This window comes from Mucilaginibacter gynuensis (genome assembly GCF_039541195.1).
GTDB classification, from domain to species: domain Bacteria; phylum Bacteroidota; class Bacteroidia; order Sphingobacteriales; family Sphingobacteriaceae; genus Mucilaginibacter; species Mucilaginibacter gynuensis.
Genome location: NZ_BAABFT010000015.1, coordinates 21,715 through 35,437, shown reverse-complemented (window position 1 = coordinate 35,437; position 13,723 = coordinate 21,715). Strand labels below are relative to the sequence as shown.

General features: G+C 42.4%; 18 protein-coding genes. 7 read left to right on the top strand and 11 right to left on the bottom strand.

The window, feature by feature from the left end:
* Positions 1–77: 77 nt before the first annotated feature.
* Together ABD894_RS21885 and ABD894_RS21880 are read right to left on the bottom strand one after the other, a co-directional pair.
* Entirely contained in the window at positions 78–1,001 is a 924-nt protein-coding gene (locus tag ABD894_RS21885; protein ID WP_345213216.1) for a DUF6263 family protein, read from the bottom strand.
* Between the two features lie 88 nt (positions 1,002–1,089).
* Positions 1,090–1,569, bottom strand: a complete 480-nt coding sequence (locus tag ABD894_RS21880; protein ID WP_345213215.1) for a DUF4126 family protein — start codon at positions 1,567–1,569, stop codon at positions 1,090–1,092.
* A 347-nt stretch (positions 1,570–1,916) separates the two neighbouring features.
* Here ABD894_RS21880 and ABD894_RS21875 point away from each other — a divergent pair, with 347 nt between their 5' ends.
* On the top strand, positions 1,917–2,399 hold the full coding sequence (locus ABD894_RS21875) for a hypothetical protein (protein ID WP_345213214.1): 483 nt from the start codon (positions 1,917–1,919) through the stop codon (positions 2,397–2,399).
* A 222-nt stretch (positions 2,400–2,621) separates the two neighbouring features.
* On the opposite strand, the gene ABD894_RS21870 is transcribed toward ABD894_RS21875, so the two are convergent.
* Genes ABD894_RS21870 through ABD894_RS21860 form a run of 3 tightly spaced genes read right to left on the bottom strand, consistent with a single transcriptional unit; the run spans position 2,622 to position 5,231 of the window.
* Positions 2,622–3,617 carry an MlaD family protein gene (locus ABD894_RS21870; protein WP_345213213.1) on the bottom strand — a complete coding sequence of 332 codons (996 nt, stop codon included), beginning with the start codon at positions 3,615–3,617 and terminating at the stop codon, positions 2,622–2,624.
* A gap of 24 nt (positions 3,618–3,641) precedes the next feature.
* Positions 3,642–4,415, bottom strand: a complete 774-nt coding sequence (locus tag ABD894_RS21865; protein ID WP_345213212.1) for an ABC transporter ATP-binding protein — start codon at positions 4,413–4,415, stop codon at positions 3,642–3,644.
* Between the two features lie 6 nt (positions 4,416–4,421).
* Positions 4,422–5,231, bottom strand: coding sequence for an MlaE family ABC transporter permease (locus tag ABD894_RS21860; RefSeq protein WP_345213211.1), 810 nt, complete (start codon positions 5,229–5,231; stop codon positions 4,422–4,424).
* Between the two features lie 297 nt (positions 5,232–5,528).
* Here ABD894_RS21860 and ABD894_RS21855 point away from each other — a divergent pair, with 297 nt between their 5' ends.
* Positions 5,529–5,798, top strand: coding sequence for a hypothetical protein (locus ABD894_RS21855; RefSeq protein WP_345213210.1), 270 nt, complete (start codon positions 5,529–5,531; stop codon positions 5,796–5,798).
* A gap of 164 nt (positions 5,799–5,962) precedes the next feature.
* Here ABD894_RS21855 and ABD894_RS21850 read toward each other — a convergent pair whose 3' ends face one another.
* The 3 genes from ABD894_RS21850 to ABD894_RS21840 all read right to left on the bottom strand — a co-directional run bounded on the left by ABD894_RS21850 (position 5,963) and on the right by ABD894_RS21840 (position 8,419).
* Positions 5,963–6,862, bottom strand: a complete 900-nt coding sequence (locus ABD894_RS21850; protein ID WP_345213209.1) for a hypothetical protein — start codon at positions 6,860–6,862, stop codon at positions 5,963–5,965.
* A 134-nt stretch (positions 6,863–6,996) separates the two neighbouring features.
* Positions 6,997–7,182 carry a hypothetical protein gene (locus ABD894_RS21845; RefSeq protein WP_345213208.1) on the bottom strand — a complete coding sequence of 62 codons (186 nt, stop codon included), beginning with the start codon at positions 7,180–7,182 and terminating at the stop codon, positions 6,997–6,999.
* A gap of 211 nt (positions 7,183–7,393) precedes the next feature.
* Positions 7,394–8,419 carry a fatty acid desaturase gene (locus tag ABD894_RS21840; RefSeq protein WP_345213207.1) on the bottom strand — a complete coding sequence of 342 codons (1,026 nt, stop codon included), beginning with the start codon at positions 8,417–8,419 and terminating at the stop codon, positions 7,394–7,396.
* A 99-nt stretch (positions 8,420–8,518) separates the two neighbouring features.
* Here ABD894_RS21840 and ABD894_RS21835 point away from each other — a divergent pair, with 99 nt between their 5' ends.
* Positions 8,519–8,929: an EamA family transporter gene (locus tag ABD894_RS21835; protein WP_345213206.1), complete on the top strand. Its 411-nt coding sequence runs from the start codon at positions 8,519–8,521 to the stop codon at positions 8,927–8,929.
* Here ABD894_RS21835 and ABD894_RS21830 read toward each other — a convergent pair whose 3' ends face one another.
* Positions 8,930–9,577, bottom strand: a complete 648-nt coding sequence (locus ABD894_RS21830; protein ID WP_345213205.1) for a DUF47 domain-containing protein — start codon at positions 9,575–9,577, stop codon at positions 8,930–8,932.
* A 160-nt stretch (positions 9,578–9,737) separates the two neighbouring features.
* On the opposite strand from ABD894_RS21830, the gene ABD894_RS21825 reads away from it, so the two are divergent.
* From ABD894_RS21825 to ABD894_RS21810, 4 genes are all read left to right on the top strand, one after another.
* Entirely contained in the window at positions 9,738–9,998 is a 261-nt protein-coding gene (locus tag ABD894_RS21825) for a hypothetical protein (protein WP_345213204.1), read from the top strand.
* Between the two features lie 40 nt (positions 9,999–10,038).
* Entirely contained in the window at positions 10,039–10,245 is a 207-nt protein-coding gene (locus ABD894_RS21820; protein WP_345213203.1) for a hypothetical protein, read from the top strand.
* Positions 10,246–10,542: 297 nt separating this feature from the next.
* On the top strand, positions 10,543–11,064 hold the full coding sequence (locus tag ABD894_RS21815) for a DUF2911 domain-containing protein (RefSeq protein ID WP_345213202.1): 522 nt from the start codon (positions 10,543–10,545) through the stop codon (positions 11,062–11,064).
* 95 nt (positions 11,065–11,159) lie between these two features.
* Positions 11,160–12,254 carry a DUF3810 domain-containing protein gene (locus ABD894_RS21810; protein ID WP_345213201.1) on the top strand — a complete coding sequence of 365 codons (1,095 nt, stop codon included), beginning with the start codon at positions 11,160–11,162 and terminating at the stop codon, positions 12,252–12,254.
* A 7-nt stretch (positions 12,255–12,261) separates the two neighbouring features.
* On the opposite strand, the gene ABD894_RS21805 is transcribed toward ABD894_RS21810, so the two are convergent.
* Together ABD894_RS21805 and ABD894_RS21800 are read right to left on the bottom strand one after the other, a co-directional pair.
* On the bottom strand, positions 12,262–12,726 hold the full coding sequence (locus ABD894_RS21805; RefSeq protein ID WP_345213200.1) for a VOC family protein: 465 nt from the start codon (positions 12,724–12,726) through the stop codon (positions 12,262–12,264).
* A 32-nt stretch (positions 12,727–12,758) separates the two neighbouring features.
* Positions 12,759–13,655 (bottom strand): MBL fold metallo-hydrolase, encoded by an 897-nt coding sequence (locus tag ABD894_RS21800; RefSeq protein ID WP_345213199.1) that lies wholly within the window; start codon positions 13,653–13,655, stop codon positions 12,759–12,761.
* Between the last annotated feature and the right edge of the window lie 68 nt (positions 13,656–13,723).

The window sequence follows — 13,723 nt, the reverse complement described above, 5'->3', positions numbered from 1 at the left end:
ATTTCAAATATATCAATTATTTGCAATGGCTAAAATCTTTTCAGAAAGTGAACAAAGCGTACAAACGCTAAAAACGGCTATTTATCAGTAATGGTCATGTTGGTATTCATGGTCATCGGTATGGTCATTCCGCCCGGTATTTGCGGGTTGTCCTGTATCTCGTTATTGCCTTTTATATTCTGTACAACGTGCGCTTCGGTTATCCAGCCCGTTTTTTTATCGGCCTTAATTTCGGTAAGGTTGGTACCCGCCATGTTATACTTTATCAGGAAACCGTTTACGGTAGCAGCCGGCGTTTTAGGGTCGGTTTTAATAGTAGCATCACCGGCAATAAGGTAGTACTGGTCGGTAACATCCTTTAACGTATAGGTGGTATGCACATCGGCTACCATGGTTGATTTTAGCTTGGTGTCAATTACCCATTTAGCATCCTTAGCTACCTTGGCACCCGGGAAAATGGTAAGGTATACCTCCATACTTGTACGGAAAGCCTCCGTACCGAACGAGTTGCTCATCTGGCTTTTCATCTGCGCTCTTTGCGCGTCGTTCAGTTTGCTGCCCATGCCGGCTATCAGGCCGTCAATCATTTTCTCAACACCATCTACCTGCGATATTTTGCCGGTTTTTGACATGGTAAGCTTAAAAGGCTTGTTTTTAAGTTTCGACATTAATAAGCCGAATATGTTGCTGCTGTCGATCTTTTCAGAACTTGATGACAGTTCGCCGTTAGGCATTTTCATGGTAAAACCCAGGCTGTCGTATTGGGCGGTCATGTCATACAAACTATCTCTTATGCCGATCACTTTGTACGACATTTTGCCGGTAATGGTCATGCTGATATCCAAAGGCTGATCATTGATCATTTGATTGATCACTGTATTGGCTTTGCTGATGGTACTGTAAGTTTCGCCTTTTTTAAGATTTAAACTCAAATTATACTTTTGCGCACGTGATATAAACGCTGAGGAAATAAGAATAAGGAGAAGTAAATATTTTTTCATAAATTATAAAGATATACTTAGCGCCCTTTTTTATGGATGGGGTAAGCTAAATATATCAATTATAATCGATTGTTTGTACAAATTATTGCTATTTGCTTAAAAGGGCAATGCCGCTGCCAATAGCTATAACATCTTCAACTGCACCGGTAACGGCATCTTTTACATGGGGGAGTTTATCAATATACCGGCGCAGGTAAAAGGCTGCAAAACTGGCCGCCAATGCTGATGCCCCGCCTACCAGCGCACCGGTAAGCAAACTTTGTTTATTGGCTTTGTAAATGGTAGCCCCAACAAACATCCCCGAACCTATGCGCCCAAGGATTTGCGGAAAAGCGATCCTGTCGGGAGTGGTAGGTAGCTTATCGCCAACAATTTCGCCGGCCGATAATATCTTGGTTATAATAGCCGTTACGGGCGATTGTATAAAACTTAGTTTTGAATTAGATATGGCAGCATTTGGGTGCCTGCTTAAATAATGACTGGCTATTGCCGGTGCAAAGGTGGTACGTAAACCGGCTATTGCCCCAAGCCCCGCGGCTTGTATTATATATTTATTGTTGCTGCTCATGATGTATTGTTTGCCTTAACAACATTAGCCGCCTTTGATAGTTTGTTGATAGTTTTATTAATTGTGTAAAAATAATTTATACCAATGATTAAATAAGTGTGAAGTATGTGAAATTTTTGTAGGTTTTTGTGAACAAAATGAACAAGTGTACCAAATGCTAAACCATTTTACCAATAGGTGTTTAAACATTGGTTAAATATAATGAGTCTCATTCTTGTTACATTAGCATAATCCTAAAACTTCTCGGAATATTTTGCCAATATGCCGGGTTTTGGGAAAGTTTATTAATTGCAGCGATAGTTTTTTGGTTCTATATTTGGCACTAAGCATAAAAAAAGGTATTGCTTATGGAACCAAATCTTATTTTTAGTAAATATAAAAATTGCATCCTTAATGCTAATGGTGCATTTGGTTATTATGAAAAATATCGTCACTGCTTCTCCATCCGCTCGGTGGATGAAGAGATGCAGTTAACTTATCGCAAAATCAGCATTACTTATACCAAACTGTTGCAAATGGTTAAAACCGGCAATCTAATTAACAATGTGACCGAAGCCGAATTTACCCGCATGATTGATGAGAACGAAAAACTGCTTAAAGAGAAAAGCATATTTTTTATGAAGGTTATCTCTTTTTTAGAAAAGAATGAAAAGCTGATCATCATCACCCTGGGGCGTATCACCAATTTAAAAGCTATCGAAACAGATCTTGATAATTTAGATACTAACTTAACTTATGCCAACAAGTTGGTACGCCGCATGGAAAACATGCTGAAGGCATCGCAGCAAATATATCGTCAGCACGAGTACCAGGCGCTTAAAATAGCTTAGTTGACTCACCCCGACTACGCTACGCTGGTCGCCCCTCTCTGCGCAAGCGCAAAGAGGGTATGAAGAAAAAGTTGAAAGATTAGAAAATCCTTCTTTGCGCAGCAGAGAAGGTGGTCGAGCGAAGCTAAGACCGGATGAGTAATCTACAATCAGCCCAATAACAAGAAAGGCCATCTCAATTGAGGTGGTCTTTCTTGTTTACTTTTATATCAGGATAAAGCCTTATTGCTTGTTAGCTTTTTTAATGCTGTCGGCTTTGGCCTTTTCTTTTTTCTTGAAGAAACCTCTTAAAAAGAAGTTGTGCTGCACGGCTTCCAAATCATCATTTAACTTAACCGAGCTTAACTGTAAATAGTTAATACTGGTTTGTACCTGTGTGGCCGCTTTACGGTCGTTCAGTAAAATACCCAACACGTTATCGGTGCCGTTCAGCTTGTTGCTGGCTTTGGTAAGGTTATCGGTAAAGGTATTGGTATTAGCCGCGGCTTGTTGCAATTGCGCAACCGATGCCCTTATGCGGTTAAAGGTTGATGTATCAGTAAGCAGGTTATCGGCCAGGCCGCCTTTGGTATTCATCTTTTGGCTGAAATGATCCAGTTGAACCGCCATTCGCGAAGCGCTTTCAGTTGTGGTTTGTAAGTTACGCATGGCGTTACGCAGGTTAATAGCCATAGTGCTATCGGCCAGTAAGGCGCCAACGGTACCTTTACCTTGTAATATCTGGCTGCTTAACTGTTTAAAATCTTTGGTGATGGCCAGCAGGTTTTGGTTGTTCTCTTGCAGGGTTTTCAGCATATCGTCGGTCGATAGCATTTTTTCTGATTGCAGTACATCTCCGTTCTCAATTACCGGGGCCTGCGGACTGCCGCCATCAATCACGATGATCTTATTACCAATCAATCCGTCAGAACCTATCTTGGCCGAAGCGTTGCGGTGGATGTAAGGTTTTACGGCTTCATCAATGTTCATCACCACATCTACCTGCGAAACACCGGTAAAGCTGATCTCTTTAATGGTACCTATCTTAACGCCCGAAAACCAGATAGCGCCGCCCTTTTTTAAACCGGCAACATCATCAAAGCGTGAGCTTACGTGGATTGATTTAACGAAGCTTTTTTGCGAACTGCCCAAGGTAAGCACCCCCACCACGAATATAACGAGGCCTATGGCAACAAAAATACCTACTATAATTGCTTTCTTATTTTCTGTAGTATCCATATATATGGTATATGTTTTTCTTTTCTATTGTATAAAATTGTAATCGTAAAACGGTTTTACCCTTTCATCGCTGGTGGCAAAAACCTCATTAAAGTTACCCACCCGCTGAAATTGCCCGTCGAGCAGCATGGCAATACGGTCGCCGGTCATTTTAGCGCAGGTAAGATCGTGCGTAATAATGATTGACGATGTATGGTAACGCTGCTGCACTTCGTTGATCAGTTCATTGATCTCGATACAGGTAATAGGGTCGAGGCCGGCAGTTGGTTCATCATACAGCATAATCTCGGGGTTAAGTATCAACGTACGGGCTATACCTATACGCTTACGCTGACCGCCCGACAGCTCCGAAGGCATCTGGTTAATGGTTTGCGAAAGGCTAACAGCGTCAAGCACGCTCTCTACCGATTGATCTATCTCTTTACGGGTGATGCCCTTTTTATTACGTACCAGCGGAAACTCCAGGTTTTTACGCACGGTCATACTATCATACAACGCGCTGTTTTGAAACGAGAAGCCTATCCTGATGCGCAGCTCCTGTAATGAGCGGGTATCAAGCGTGAGTACATCATTACCCAATACATCGATTGATCCGCTGTCGGGGTATAGTAAGCCTGATATCAATTTGATCAATACCGATTTACCGGTACCCGAACGGCCAAGCACCACCAGGTTCTCGCCCTGAAAAAGGTCAAGATCGATGCCCCGCAGTACATGATAGTCGCCAAAGGATTTCTCCAGGTTCCTGATCGATATTACCGGGTTATCATAATTAATTTGTGCTTTTGCTTTCTCCATAAATAATTATCTGAACCAGCCGGCTATTTGTACAATAAGTACTTCTTCAATAAATACCAAAAACATGGCTATTACCACCGCGTTATTGGCCGCTTTACCTACACCCTCGGTACCCTTACTTGAGTTATAACCCTGGTAGCAACCTACCATACCCACAGTAAAGCCAAACACAATGGCCTTTACCAATGAGGCGTTTATATCTATAAAGTTAATAGGCTCAAAGGCCGATTCCATAAACTCGCTGAAACTGGTACCCTCGTTTTGTGATACGTTGAGGTAACCGCCCAATAAGGCTATCAAAGCCGAATAGGTGGCCAGCAAAGGCACGGTGAACGTAGTGGCTATAACACGAGTACAAACCAAATATTTAAAGGGTTTGGTACCTGATACTTCCATGGCATCAATTTGTTCGGTAACGCGCATGGAGCCTAATTCGGCACCGATGCTTGAACCTACCTTACCTGATGCTATAATAGCGGTAACCAACGGGGCCAGCGCTTTCATTACCGCGATGGAAACCAGCGAGGGCAGCCACGAGTTTGCACCAAAGTTGGTTAACGACGGGCGCGATTGCTTGGTGAAAATAACCCCGATAATAAAACCGGTTAACGAGATAAGGGTTAGCGAACGCACACCTACCTCAAAACACTGGCGTATTATTTCTTTAAACTCATAAGGGGGTACAAATGCTTCTTTAAAAAAACGTACTACAAATTTACTTACATCGTACAGGTTAACAAAAAAACCGGTTACGCGTGTTTTTAGCTTGGAGTTCCGCTTTTGTACCGGCGGGGGAGTATTACTTACTGTATCCATTTAATGCGGCAAATGTATCACTTAAACTAAACATTGATACCCGTTACTTTACAATTTGAAATGTATCTTGTTTTTTTAAGCTGCTATTTATATAAATATTAAATAACCATGACACAAAATAAGCTGTACGGGCACCTTTATTCGCGCAGGCGAACGCTTAGTGCAGTAACATTGTTACAATTGTTGGCAAGTTAGTATAAAATAAGCAGGCGGTCATTTTATACATTTTATCAAAGTGTTAAAAAAATAAAACTTTATAGCTTATCATAGGGTTTACTAAACATTATATAAACAATTATGGGCGCTTATAAACAGAAATGGCTTGATATTTTAAACCGGGCAAATTTGCAGGGATGGAAGGTAACTGACGTTGCCGAGGGTATATTGATTGAGATGCCCAACATTACCGATCTTAAACTGATAAAAGACAATGTGCCATCAACCATAGCCGCGTTAACACTCGATATCCACGCGGCCAAAGAGCGCTTGAAGTTTATATTTCATAACGGGCACGAAAACTTCGAATACATACTAAACCCCAACGAGGGCGACCTGACACGTAACTAAGTTATTTGAGAATACGGCAACCAACTGCAAACGGCTTTTACCACAAAGTACACGAAGTTAAAAAACACGGAGTTACACAAAGACTTTATAAAGCAAATAAAAATCTCTGTGTAACTCCGTGAAAACCTTTGTGTACTCTGTGGTAAAATCAACAACCAAGCAACTTAATTAAGCGGCGTTTTATACTTGTATATCGGTGAAAATACGCCTTCGCTGGTAGTATAGTAGCTGCTGCCATCCAGCGTGAAGCCTATAGCTTCGCCTTGCCTTTCGGCCTGGTAGGCGGGTTCAAGGGGTTTCCTTTTCAGCGCCTGCCATATCGCTTCGCCGGGCTTGCGGTGCCAGTAGTATACCTTTTCATAGCTTTTTAAAAGTATCTTTTGCCCATCCTTTGAGATGCTGCCCGCGGTGATCCATTTAAATGGTTTTAAACCGGGGAAGAATAACGTAGCCTTTTTATGCAGCACCACACTATCGTGAGTTTTGAAACTTAGCGGAGTACTGTAAACACTTACGCTATCATGGCGTTTGCTTACAATGTATAATAGCTTATCAACAGGGTCAACCATCATCGCCTCGGCATCTTTAGGGCCATCGGGATAGGTTAAGTGCAGGGTGGTAGCTTGGGTATGTGTCTCGGGTGTGGTAGCAAAAGTAGGTAGTTCCAGAATACGGTAAACCGAAATTTGACTGCGTGTGCCGCCGTTATCGCCAATATCGCCCAAGTAGATATAGTTTTTGCCTTTCACCGGACCGGGGCCTGTGGCTATGTCTTCACAATCGTGCACAACGCCTTTGCTCCAGGTAAAGTTAATGGTTGACTTGAGTTCGCCTGTGGGCGTAATAGCAAAAAAGCGACTGGTATCGCCGCTATCATTATGTATATAAAAAATATCTTTACTAATACCCGATGCCGTGATTCCCGAAATTTCGGCCGTATGCTTGCTTTGCAGGCGGCCCGTCAGCTCAAACTTGCTCACATCATATCGATGCTTGGCATAGGCGCCTACAAATACAGTAAGCACTACGGGCAACAATACTCTGAGTTTTTTACGTCTGCTCAATTCTTTTCTTAATTCTGTAACATTCAAAGCCTGCTTTATTGTTAAGTTGTAACTAAAAGTTGTATTCTGTTACAAATCTAACAACCAAAAGCTTGGTTTATTGCATGTTGGTGTGTAAAATGCTGAATATGATACTAATTTGTTCGTTGGTTGTAAGGGATGTTTTGCATGCTGCCTAAGCCTTCGGGTATGCGCATTCCCTGGTGCTTAACCAGTACAAACTGGCCCTTTTGTCCGCTGATGCTGATCTTAACAAGATAAACCAGCCAGTTTACTCCGAGGTAATCTCTTACCTCTAAGTGTGTAACTATTTTGTTCATATTCAGGTGATTAATGTGGTAAAAATGTCCGGTAAATATAACTAAACACCTAAAAGTTGTAGCGTGGCGGGAGGTACATTCTGCTACACGTTATTTTGCACAAAATGATACAAAATGCCCCTGTTAATTGTGACTTTGTACATTAATTGCGCCAAAAGGTGAGTATATTGCAAAAAAAGACCCGCTGTGTTGTGCAGCGGGTCTTTTTGTTTTATTGTACAGCGCTTGGCTGTTCCGGGGTTATTTTCATCTCCATATCCGGGCGTGAAATATCTTTCAAAGGCACTTTACCACGATCCTTTCTCAATATCCTGTTGAACAGGGAAATTTCGCGGTCGAACAAAAACCTGAAGAACAAGGCGGTCCATGAGGTATGGTAATGCAGTGTTTCGTAATATTCAGGGGCTGCCTTTTTTATCTGCGGCAGCTTGTTCCATGGTATCGACGGAAAATCGTGGTGCTCATTGTGGAAGCCTACGTTAAATGCCACGGCATTAAGTTTACCATAGTAGCTGTAAGTTTCCTGCTCTTCGGTATGGGTAAGGTAATGCTCCTGTATCCAGCGGGCACCCAGCGGATGCAGGCCTACCGAAAACATAAAGCTTAAAAATAAATATCCAACCGCTGCGCCACCCATAAAGTACCATATAGCAGCGGTAAAAGCTACCTGTACGGCTACGTTAGCCACAATCCATATATCAAAGTTTTGTATCTCGCGTAAGCGTGAAAGGCGGAATAATTGAAATACCGGGTAAAACAGCAACCACATGGCTTTACCTAAAAACGAGTTGTTAATCAGTTTTGCTTCCCAACGGTTAGGCAAATCGGCATCAAGCTCATGTATACCCTGAAACGAGTGGTGTTTAATATGGTAACGCTCAAACGATATGGAGCTCGGAAATATTTGTGGCATATTGGCAAACATACCTGCCCACCTGTTGGCGGCGCGGCCTTTAAATAACAATTGGTGCGCGCACTCATGTATCATTACAAATAAGGCGTGATCAGCAAACGCGCCCAGTAAGTAAGCACCTATGGCTATTGCCCACCATGCCTGGTCGCGAAGCAACCAAGCCATAACTACCTGGAAAAGTACCAAGCCTGTTATCGCAAAAATGGTCATGGGATTTTTGCCTATCAGGTTCCGTAAATGCGGAAATTCCTTTAATATTTTCTTTGTCCGGATGCGGTGTGGCTCAGAATATTCTGAGTAAACGAAGTCGGTTTTTTTGGTCATATATTTGTAAATATATAAATAACGTCTCAAAATCCTATTTATTAGAATTTTTTTAAAAAACTTTATTAACTTTTAAATAACAATTAATCATTCATAAAAATGTGGTGGATATACGCTTTGCTTTCGGCCGTGTTTGCGGCATTAACCGCTATTTTCGCCAAAATTGGCATCAAAAATGTGGACACCGATTTGGCCACAGGCATACGTACCGTAGTAATAATGCTGCTGGCCTGGGCAATTGTATTTGTGAAAGGCAGTAGCTATGGTATAACAACGCTAAGTAAAACCAATTGGTTGTTTTTGCTGCTATCGGGTTGTGCTACCGGTTTATCGTGGATATTTTATTTTAAGGCTTTGCAACTGGGCAAAGTATCGCAAGTGGCACCGGTTGATAAATTGAGCGTGGCTATAGCCATTGTACTCAGCATTATCTTTTTGGGTGAGCAGCTTACCCTTAAAACGGGTATAGGCGCGGCACTTATTATTGCCGGCACCTTTGTGTTGATATAGTTAGCTGTTTTTAAGCAGTATGGTTTCAATTACAACGGTAGCATCCTCGCAGCTATCGGTAACGGTTTCCATGGCTATCAGTATCTCTTTGTATTTTATCAGCTGAATGGCATCCTTTTCGGTATCGTTAAGGTAAGCCAGGGCATCGTTGTAAATTAAATCGGCGTGGTATTCGGCCAGTTTAATTTTATCGCAAAGGGCTATTATAGCTTCCGGGTGCGACAGGTTGTTTAATGCCCTTACCGCGTTGTCTAACTCGCGTGTGGTTTCAATAATAGCACCGGCCAGTTTAACAATAGGTTCAGATATATAATCAATATTATACAGGTTCAGCTTGCGCGATACGGTATTGATACGGCCTGCAACATCATCAATAGCTGTTGAGAGGTTACACATATCGTTACGCTCAAAAGGAGAAACAAGCGCCTTGCCCGATTCGGCAAATACCTTGTGGGTAATATCATAAACATTTTGTTTAAGCTTGGTGATCTCATCGTACGCCACTTTTGGCTGATCGGCCGATGGGTTATTGATCACCTGTGACAAGAGCTTTGCCATCTCAACCATATCTGCCGAAGCAGCGTTGAACAGATCGAAAAAGATCTTGTTGTAATTAGGCATAATGCCTGCAAGAAGTGCGGTAAACATAATGTTGCGCTTTTTTGCGTAAAGGTAGGCATGATATGTTAACGGTTGTTTAAGTAATTGTTACCTAAATGCCATTTAAGTTAATTCTATGTTAATTAAATGTAAACCATTTACGAAAGGGTAATTAAACTAAGCCTGTCAATAGCAATATCTTTGCGCCATGCCTAAACAAAGGTTACCCGCTTACGCTATAGTTGAACTATTGATCCGTCTTGCACATCTTAATCCTAACATCGGCGACTATAAAGGTCATGCTGTACATAGTGGTTATACGCTGGTTAAAACTACCGGCGGCGTTGTGCGTATTTTAATACCGCTTGTTACCAAGCAGTTTGAAGCCCCCGAAACCATAACTTATGATGACCTGGCCCTCACGGCAGATTCTTTCAGACCATTGCGCCCGCGGGGCAAACCATTTTAGCCCAAACGTGTTGATAGTTTATATGCTAAACCGGGGTTTTATGACAACAGCAGCAGATAAACACTACAAATTTATAAATAGCAGCACAGGTTACTGCATTTATTACTACTCGTTAAGCAGTGCTTTGGGTGCCGATGAAATCAAAGCCGAACTGGAAAAGGTAAAGGCACAGGTGGCAACGCAAAACGCGTTGATGATAAACACTGTTTACTGGGAAGAAATTAAAGACGACCAGCCCGCAGGTTAACCCTGTAAATAGCCTTTACTAAAACACGTGTAAATAAAAACCCCTGCCTGCTATTGCAGACAAGGGCAAAATTCACAACAATTGTTTAACCTTGCGGTCAATTCCTAACTGCAATGTGATTCCGTAGTATATAACACGCACATTAATAGATGGTTTTGCGCCGGCGATAATATTTTTGGCTTTCTACACGGAAAAATAAATGGTTATGGATACATCATCCAAAAAATCAATAAAATAAGCTTTAAATAAAATTTCGTTATACCTTTGGCAACAGCAAAAAACTATAAAAATAATATTATGAGAAAATCATTTCAGTTAAAGTCGTTATCATTTATGATAGTGGCCCTTTTAATTGCGGGCTTTGCAAAGGCTCAGGATGCAAAACCAATGGCAAGTCCGCGTGATAGCGTTAGCGCTAAAGCAGGTAAAGCTAACATCAGCATTAACTATGGCAGCCCATCGGTAAGAGATCGTAAAGTTTGGGGTGCTTTGGTACCTTACGCGCAGGTTTGGCGTGCAGGCGCTAACGAGGCTACCGTTTTTACTACCGATAAAGATATTAAGGTAGAAGGTAAAGTATTACCGGCAGGTACTTACGGCTTCTTCACCATTCCGGGTGAAAAAGAGTGGACCATCATCTTTAACAAAGTAGCTAAACAATGGGGCGCTTACAAGTACGATGAAAAACAAGACGCTTTACGCGTAACCGTTAAACCGGTTGAAAAAAGCGAGAAAAGCGAGCGTTTGGTATACGCTGTAAACTCAAAAGGTTTTAACCTTACTTGGGACAAACTTTCGGTACCGGTTTCAGTAAAATAATAAATACCTAAAGTATTGTAAAAAAGCCTTCCGTATTTACCGGAAGGCTTTTTTTATGCCTATTGTAAAATGGTTTTTGATTGTATATTTACGCAATGGATAACCGTTTTGGTAAAAAAATAAAATGGCGCTTAGCCACTGTGGTTATATTAGGCTTGTTTATTTTTTTGCTCACCTGGCTGGCAGATTACCCGGCAACGGTAGAACGTTATTATTCCAAGGGTTTTTATCCTTTCATCTGTAAAATACTGCACCCGGTATTTAACCTGCTCCCTTTCAGTTTTGGCGATGTGCTGTACGCCGTTGTTATCCTTTACCTTATTTACGCGCTGGTAATGCTTATCAAACTGCCTATTAAACGAAGGTTTAAAGAGTGGGGTATGCTGGCATCGGGTATTGTGATAGGGGTAGAGGCCGGGATAGTTATATTTTATCTTTTTTGGGGGATGAACTATTTCCGGTTGCCTGCCGCTACGCGTTTGAAATTGCAGGATACCGTTTACTCTACCGATGAACTTAAAACCGTTGCCAATATATTAATAGATAGTGCCAACGCGGCCCGCGGGCGACTAAACCATACCGATCTGCGGCAGCAAAACGATTCGATATACAGCAGTTCCATCAGGGCGGTTGTGGCGTTGGCTCATACTTCGGCAGAATTTTATACTTACAAGCCTTCAATAAAGCCATCCTCATTATCGTGGTTGCTGAATTATATAGGTACATCGGGTTATTACAACCCTTTTACGGCCGAAGCGCAGTTTAATTACCAGATGCCGCTGCATGTACGCCCCTTTGTGGCTTGCCACGAAATGTCGCACCAGGCAGGTTTCGGTTCGGAGGATGAGGCTAATTTCGCGGGTTTCCTGGCGGGAATCCGTTCGGCCGACAGGCTGCTCCGATATTCTGCCTATTATGAGGGAATGCAGGAGTGTATGTACTCGCTACGGGCTACAGATACGGTGGCCTTTAAACTGCTGCGGGCCAAGATAAACCCGGCGGTGATCATCGACCTTAAAGCCGAACGCGCTTACTGGCAATATTACCAGGGCAAGCTGGAAGTGATCAGCAGTTTGTTTTACGATAAGTTTTTAAAAGTGAACAACCAGCCGCAGGGATTGCTCACTTATAATCAAATGGTATCGCTTATTATGGCCATGTACCGCAAGTCACCAGCGGGTACACTTTAAGATAGGCCTATTTATCGGCGTTATTTACCTCAATCCAATAACCATCCGGGTCCTGAAAATAGATCTGTGAAATACCATCGGGTCTTTTCTGGATCTTTTTGTTGGTGCCGCCCCAATCACCGTAGGTAACATTCAGTTTATCCAGGTGCTTTACAAAATCGGGCATGGAGGCTACGCTGAAAGCCAAATGATCATTACGGTTATGCGGGTTGCCTTTACAATCGCCCTCAATAATGTGCAAATTAACCAGCGGACCTATCTTTATCCATTGATGTACCTTATCGTTAAACGGGTTGGGCACAATTTCAAATTGCATCACCTCGGTATAAAACTTAGTACTTTTTTCGAGGTTTTGCGCGCAAATGGCAATATGGTTAATAGTTGGTTTCGCTGATTGAGCCATTATTTTAGTGGATAAGCCTAAGCTTAACAGTAATACTGCTAAGCTTAGGAGCTTTATTTTAGAGATCATAATTGTGTTTATAATTGGTTTTGTATATTTACTTAAGCGCTCAATTCCTCATAAGCGGCGGTAAGGCTGCGTTCAATACCATCGCCCTGCCATTCGGTTACACCGGGTATGGCTTTGGCTGTCAGTATCTCTTCTTTTGTTTTGCCTGCTTTGATAGCGCCGCCAACAAAGTCTATAAGGCGTTCCATGTAGTTTTGCATGGCTTTCAGGTCGGCTATGGTGCCGGTAACTTTTTCAGGATCAAAAGCATGGCCGAATACAAACAGGGTATCCTTATTAAATTCTTTTTGCGCTTTTGCCAATACCTGCACCCAACTTTTTACCGATGCCCCTGCCGTGCGGTCGATGTAGGGATAGCGACGATTAAAAACCAGATCGCCAGTATGCACTATGTTGGCATGTTCAAAATGGATAAAGCTATCGCCATTGGTATGGCCCGCGCCAAAGTAATGTGCCTGTATACTTTCATCGCCAACCTTTGCTTTCCACTTGGTGGTATAAGTGGTATCGGGGTAAAGCTGCTGGTCTTCTTTCTTTTGCTGTACTGCGGTGTTCTTTTGATTGGTAAGCGAGTTGGCATGCGCGGCCACATGCTGGGCAATACCTTTAAACGAAATGTTACCGCCGGTGTGGTCGCCATGGTGATGCGTGTTGATCAGCCATTCGAAAGGCTTTTCGCTTTGTTTTTTCAGTTCGGCAATAAGATGCGTGGCCGGTTCCGGAAATTCGGCATCAACAACCGCTATACCTTCTTTATTGCTTAGCCAGGCTATGGTACCGCCTTGCTCGGCAAATATGCCAACATTGTTACGTAAGGGTTTAAACTGGTAAGCCGGCTCGGCCAGCCATGATGCAAAGCTGCTTTTACTGAGCAGGCTAAGCGAGCCCGCTGCCAATGCGGTATTCCTTAAAAAATGACGTCGTTTCATGGGGGGATAATTTTAAATGAAGTTAAATAAATAGGGCGGTTATTTCAAAGCGATGGTAAAACTATTAA

What these genes read in the sequence shown, in the direction of transcription:
- ABD894_RS21885 (WP_345213216.1), bottom strand. Translation starts at nt 1,001, where the DNA reads ATGAAAAAATATTTACTTCTCCTTATTCTTATTTCCTCAGCGTTTATA.
- ABD894_RS21880 (WP_345213215.1), bottom strand. Translation starts at nt 1,569, where the DNA reads ATGAGCAGCAACAATAAATATATAATACAAGCCGCGGGGCTTGGGGCA.
- ABD894_RS21875 (WP_345213214.1), top strand. Translation starts at nt 1,917, where the DNA reads ATGGAACCAAATCTTATTTTTAGTAAATATAAAAATTGCATCCTTAAT.
- ABD894_RS21870 (WP_345213213.1), bottom strand. Translation starts at nt 3,617, where the DNA reads ATGGATACTACAGAAAATAAGAAAGCAATTATAGTAGGTATTTTTGTT.
- ABD894_RS21865 (WP_345213212.1), bottom strand. Translation starts at nt 4,415, where the DNA reads ATGGAGAAAGCAAAAGCACAAATTAATTATGATAACCCGGTAATATCG.
- ABD894_RS21860 (WP_345213211.1), bottom strand. Translation starts at nt 5,231, where the DNA reads ATGGATACAGTAAGTAATACTCCCCCGCCGGTACAAAAGCGGAACTCC.
- ABD894_RS21855 (WP_345213210.1), top strand. Translation starts at nt 5,529, where the DNA reads ATGGGCGCTTATAAACAGAAATGGCTTGATATTTTAAACCGGGCAAAT.
- ABD894_RS21845 (WP_345213208.1), bottom strand. Translation starts at nt 7,182, where the DNA reads ATGAACAAAATAGTTACACACTTAGAGGTAAGAGATTACCTCGGAGTA.
- ABD894_RS21840 (WP_345213207.1), bottom strand. Translation starts at nt 8,419, where the DNA reads ATGACCAAAAAAACCGACTTCGTTTACTCAGAATATTCTGAGCCACAC.
- ABD894_RS21835 (WP_345213206.1), top strand. Translation starts at nt 8,519, where the DNA reads ATGTGGTGGATATACGCTTTGCTTTCGGCCGTGTTTGCGGCATTAACC.
- ABD894_RS21830 (WP_345213205.1), bottom strand. Translation starts at nt 9,577, where the DNA reads ATGTTTACCGCACTTCTTGCAGGCATTATGCCTAATTACAACAAGATC.
- ABD894_RS21825 (WP_345213204.1), top strand. Translation starts at nt 9,738, where the DNA reads ATGCCTAAACAAAGGTTACCCGCTTACGCTATAGTTGAACTATTGATC.
- ABD894_RS21820 (WP_345213203.1), top strand. Translation starts at nt 10,039, where the DNA reads ATGACAACAGCAGCAGATAAACACTACAAATTTATAAATAGCAGCACA.
- ABD894_RS21815 (WP_345213202.1), top strand. Translation starts at nt 10,543, where the DNA reads ATGAGAAAATCATTTCAGTTAAAGTCGTTATCATTTATGATAGTGGCC.
- ABD894_RS21810 (WP_345213201.1), top strand. Translation starts at nt 11,160, where the DNA reads ATGGATAACCGTTTTGGTAAAAAAATAAAATGGCGCTTAGCCACTGTG.
- ABD894_RS21805 (WP_345213200.1), bottom strand. Translation starts at nt 12,726, where the DNA reads ATGATCTCTAAAATAAAGCTCCTAAGCTTAGCAGTATTACTGTTAAGC.
- ABD894_RS21800 (WP_345213199.1), bottom strand. Translation starts at nt 13,655, where the DNA reads ATGAAACGACGTCATTTTTTAAGGAATACCGCATTGGCAGCGGGCTCG.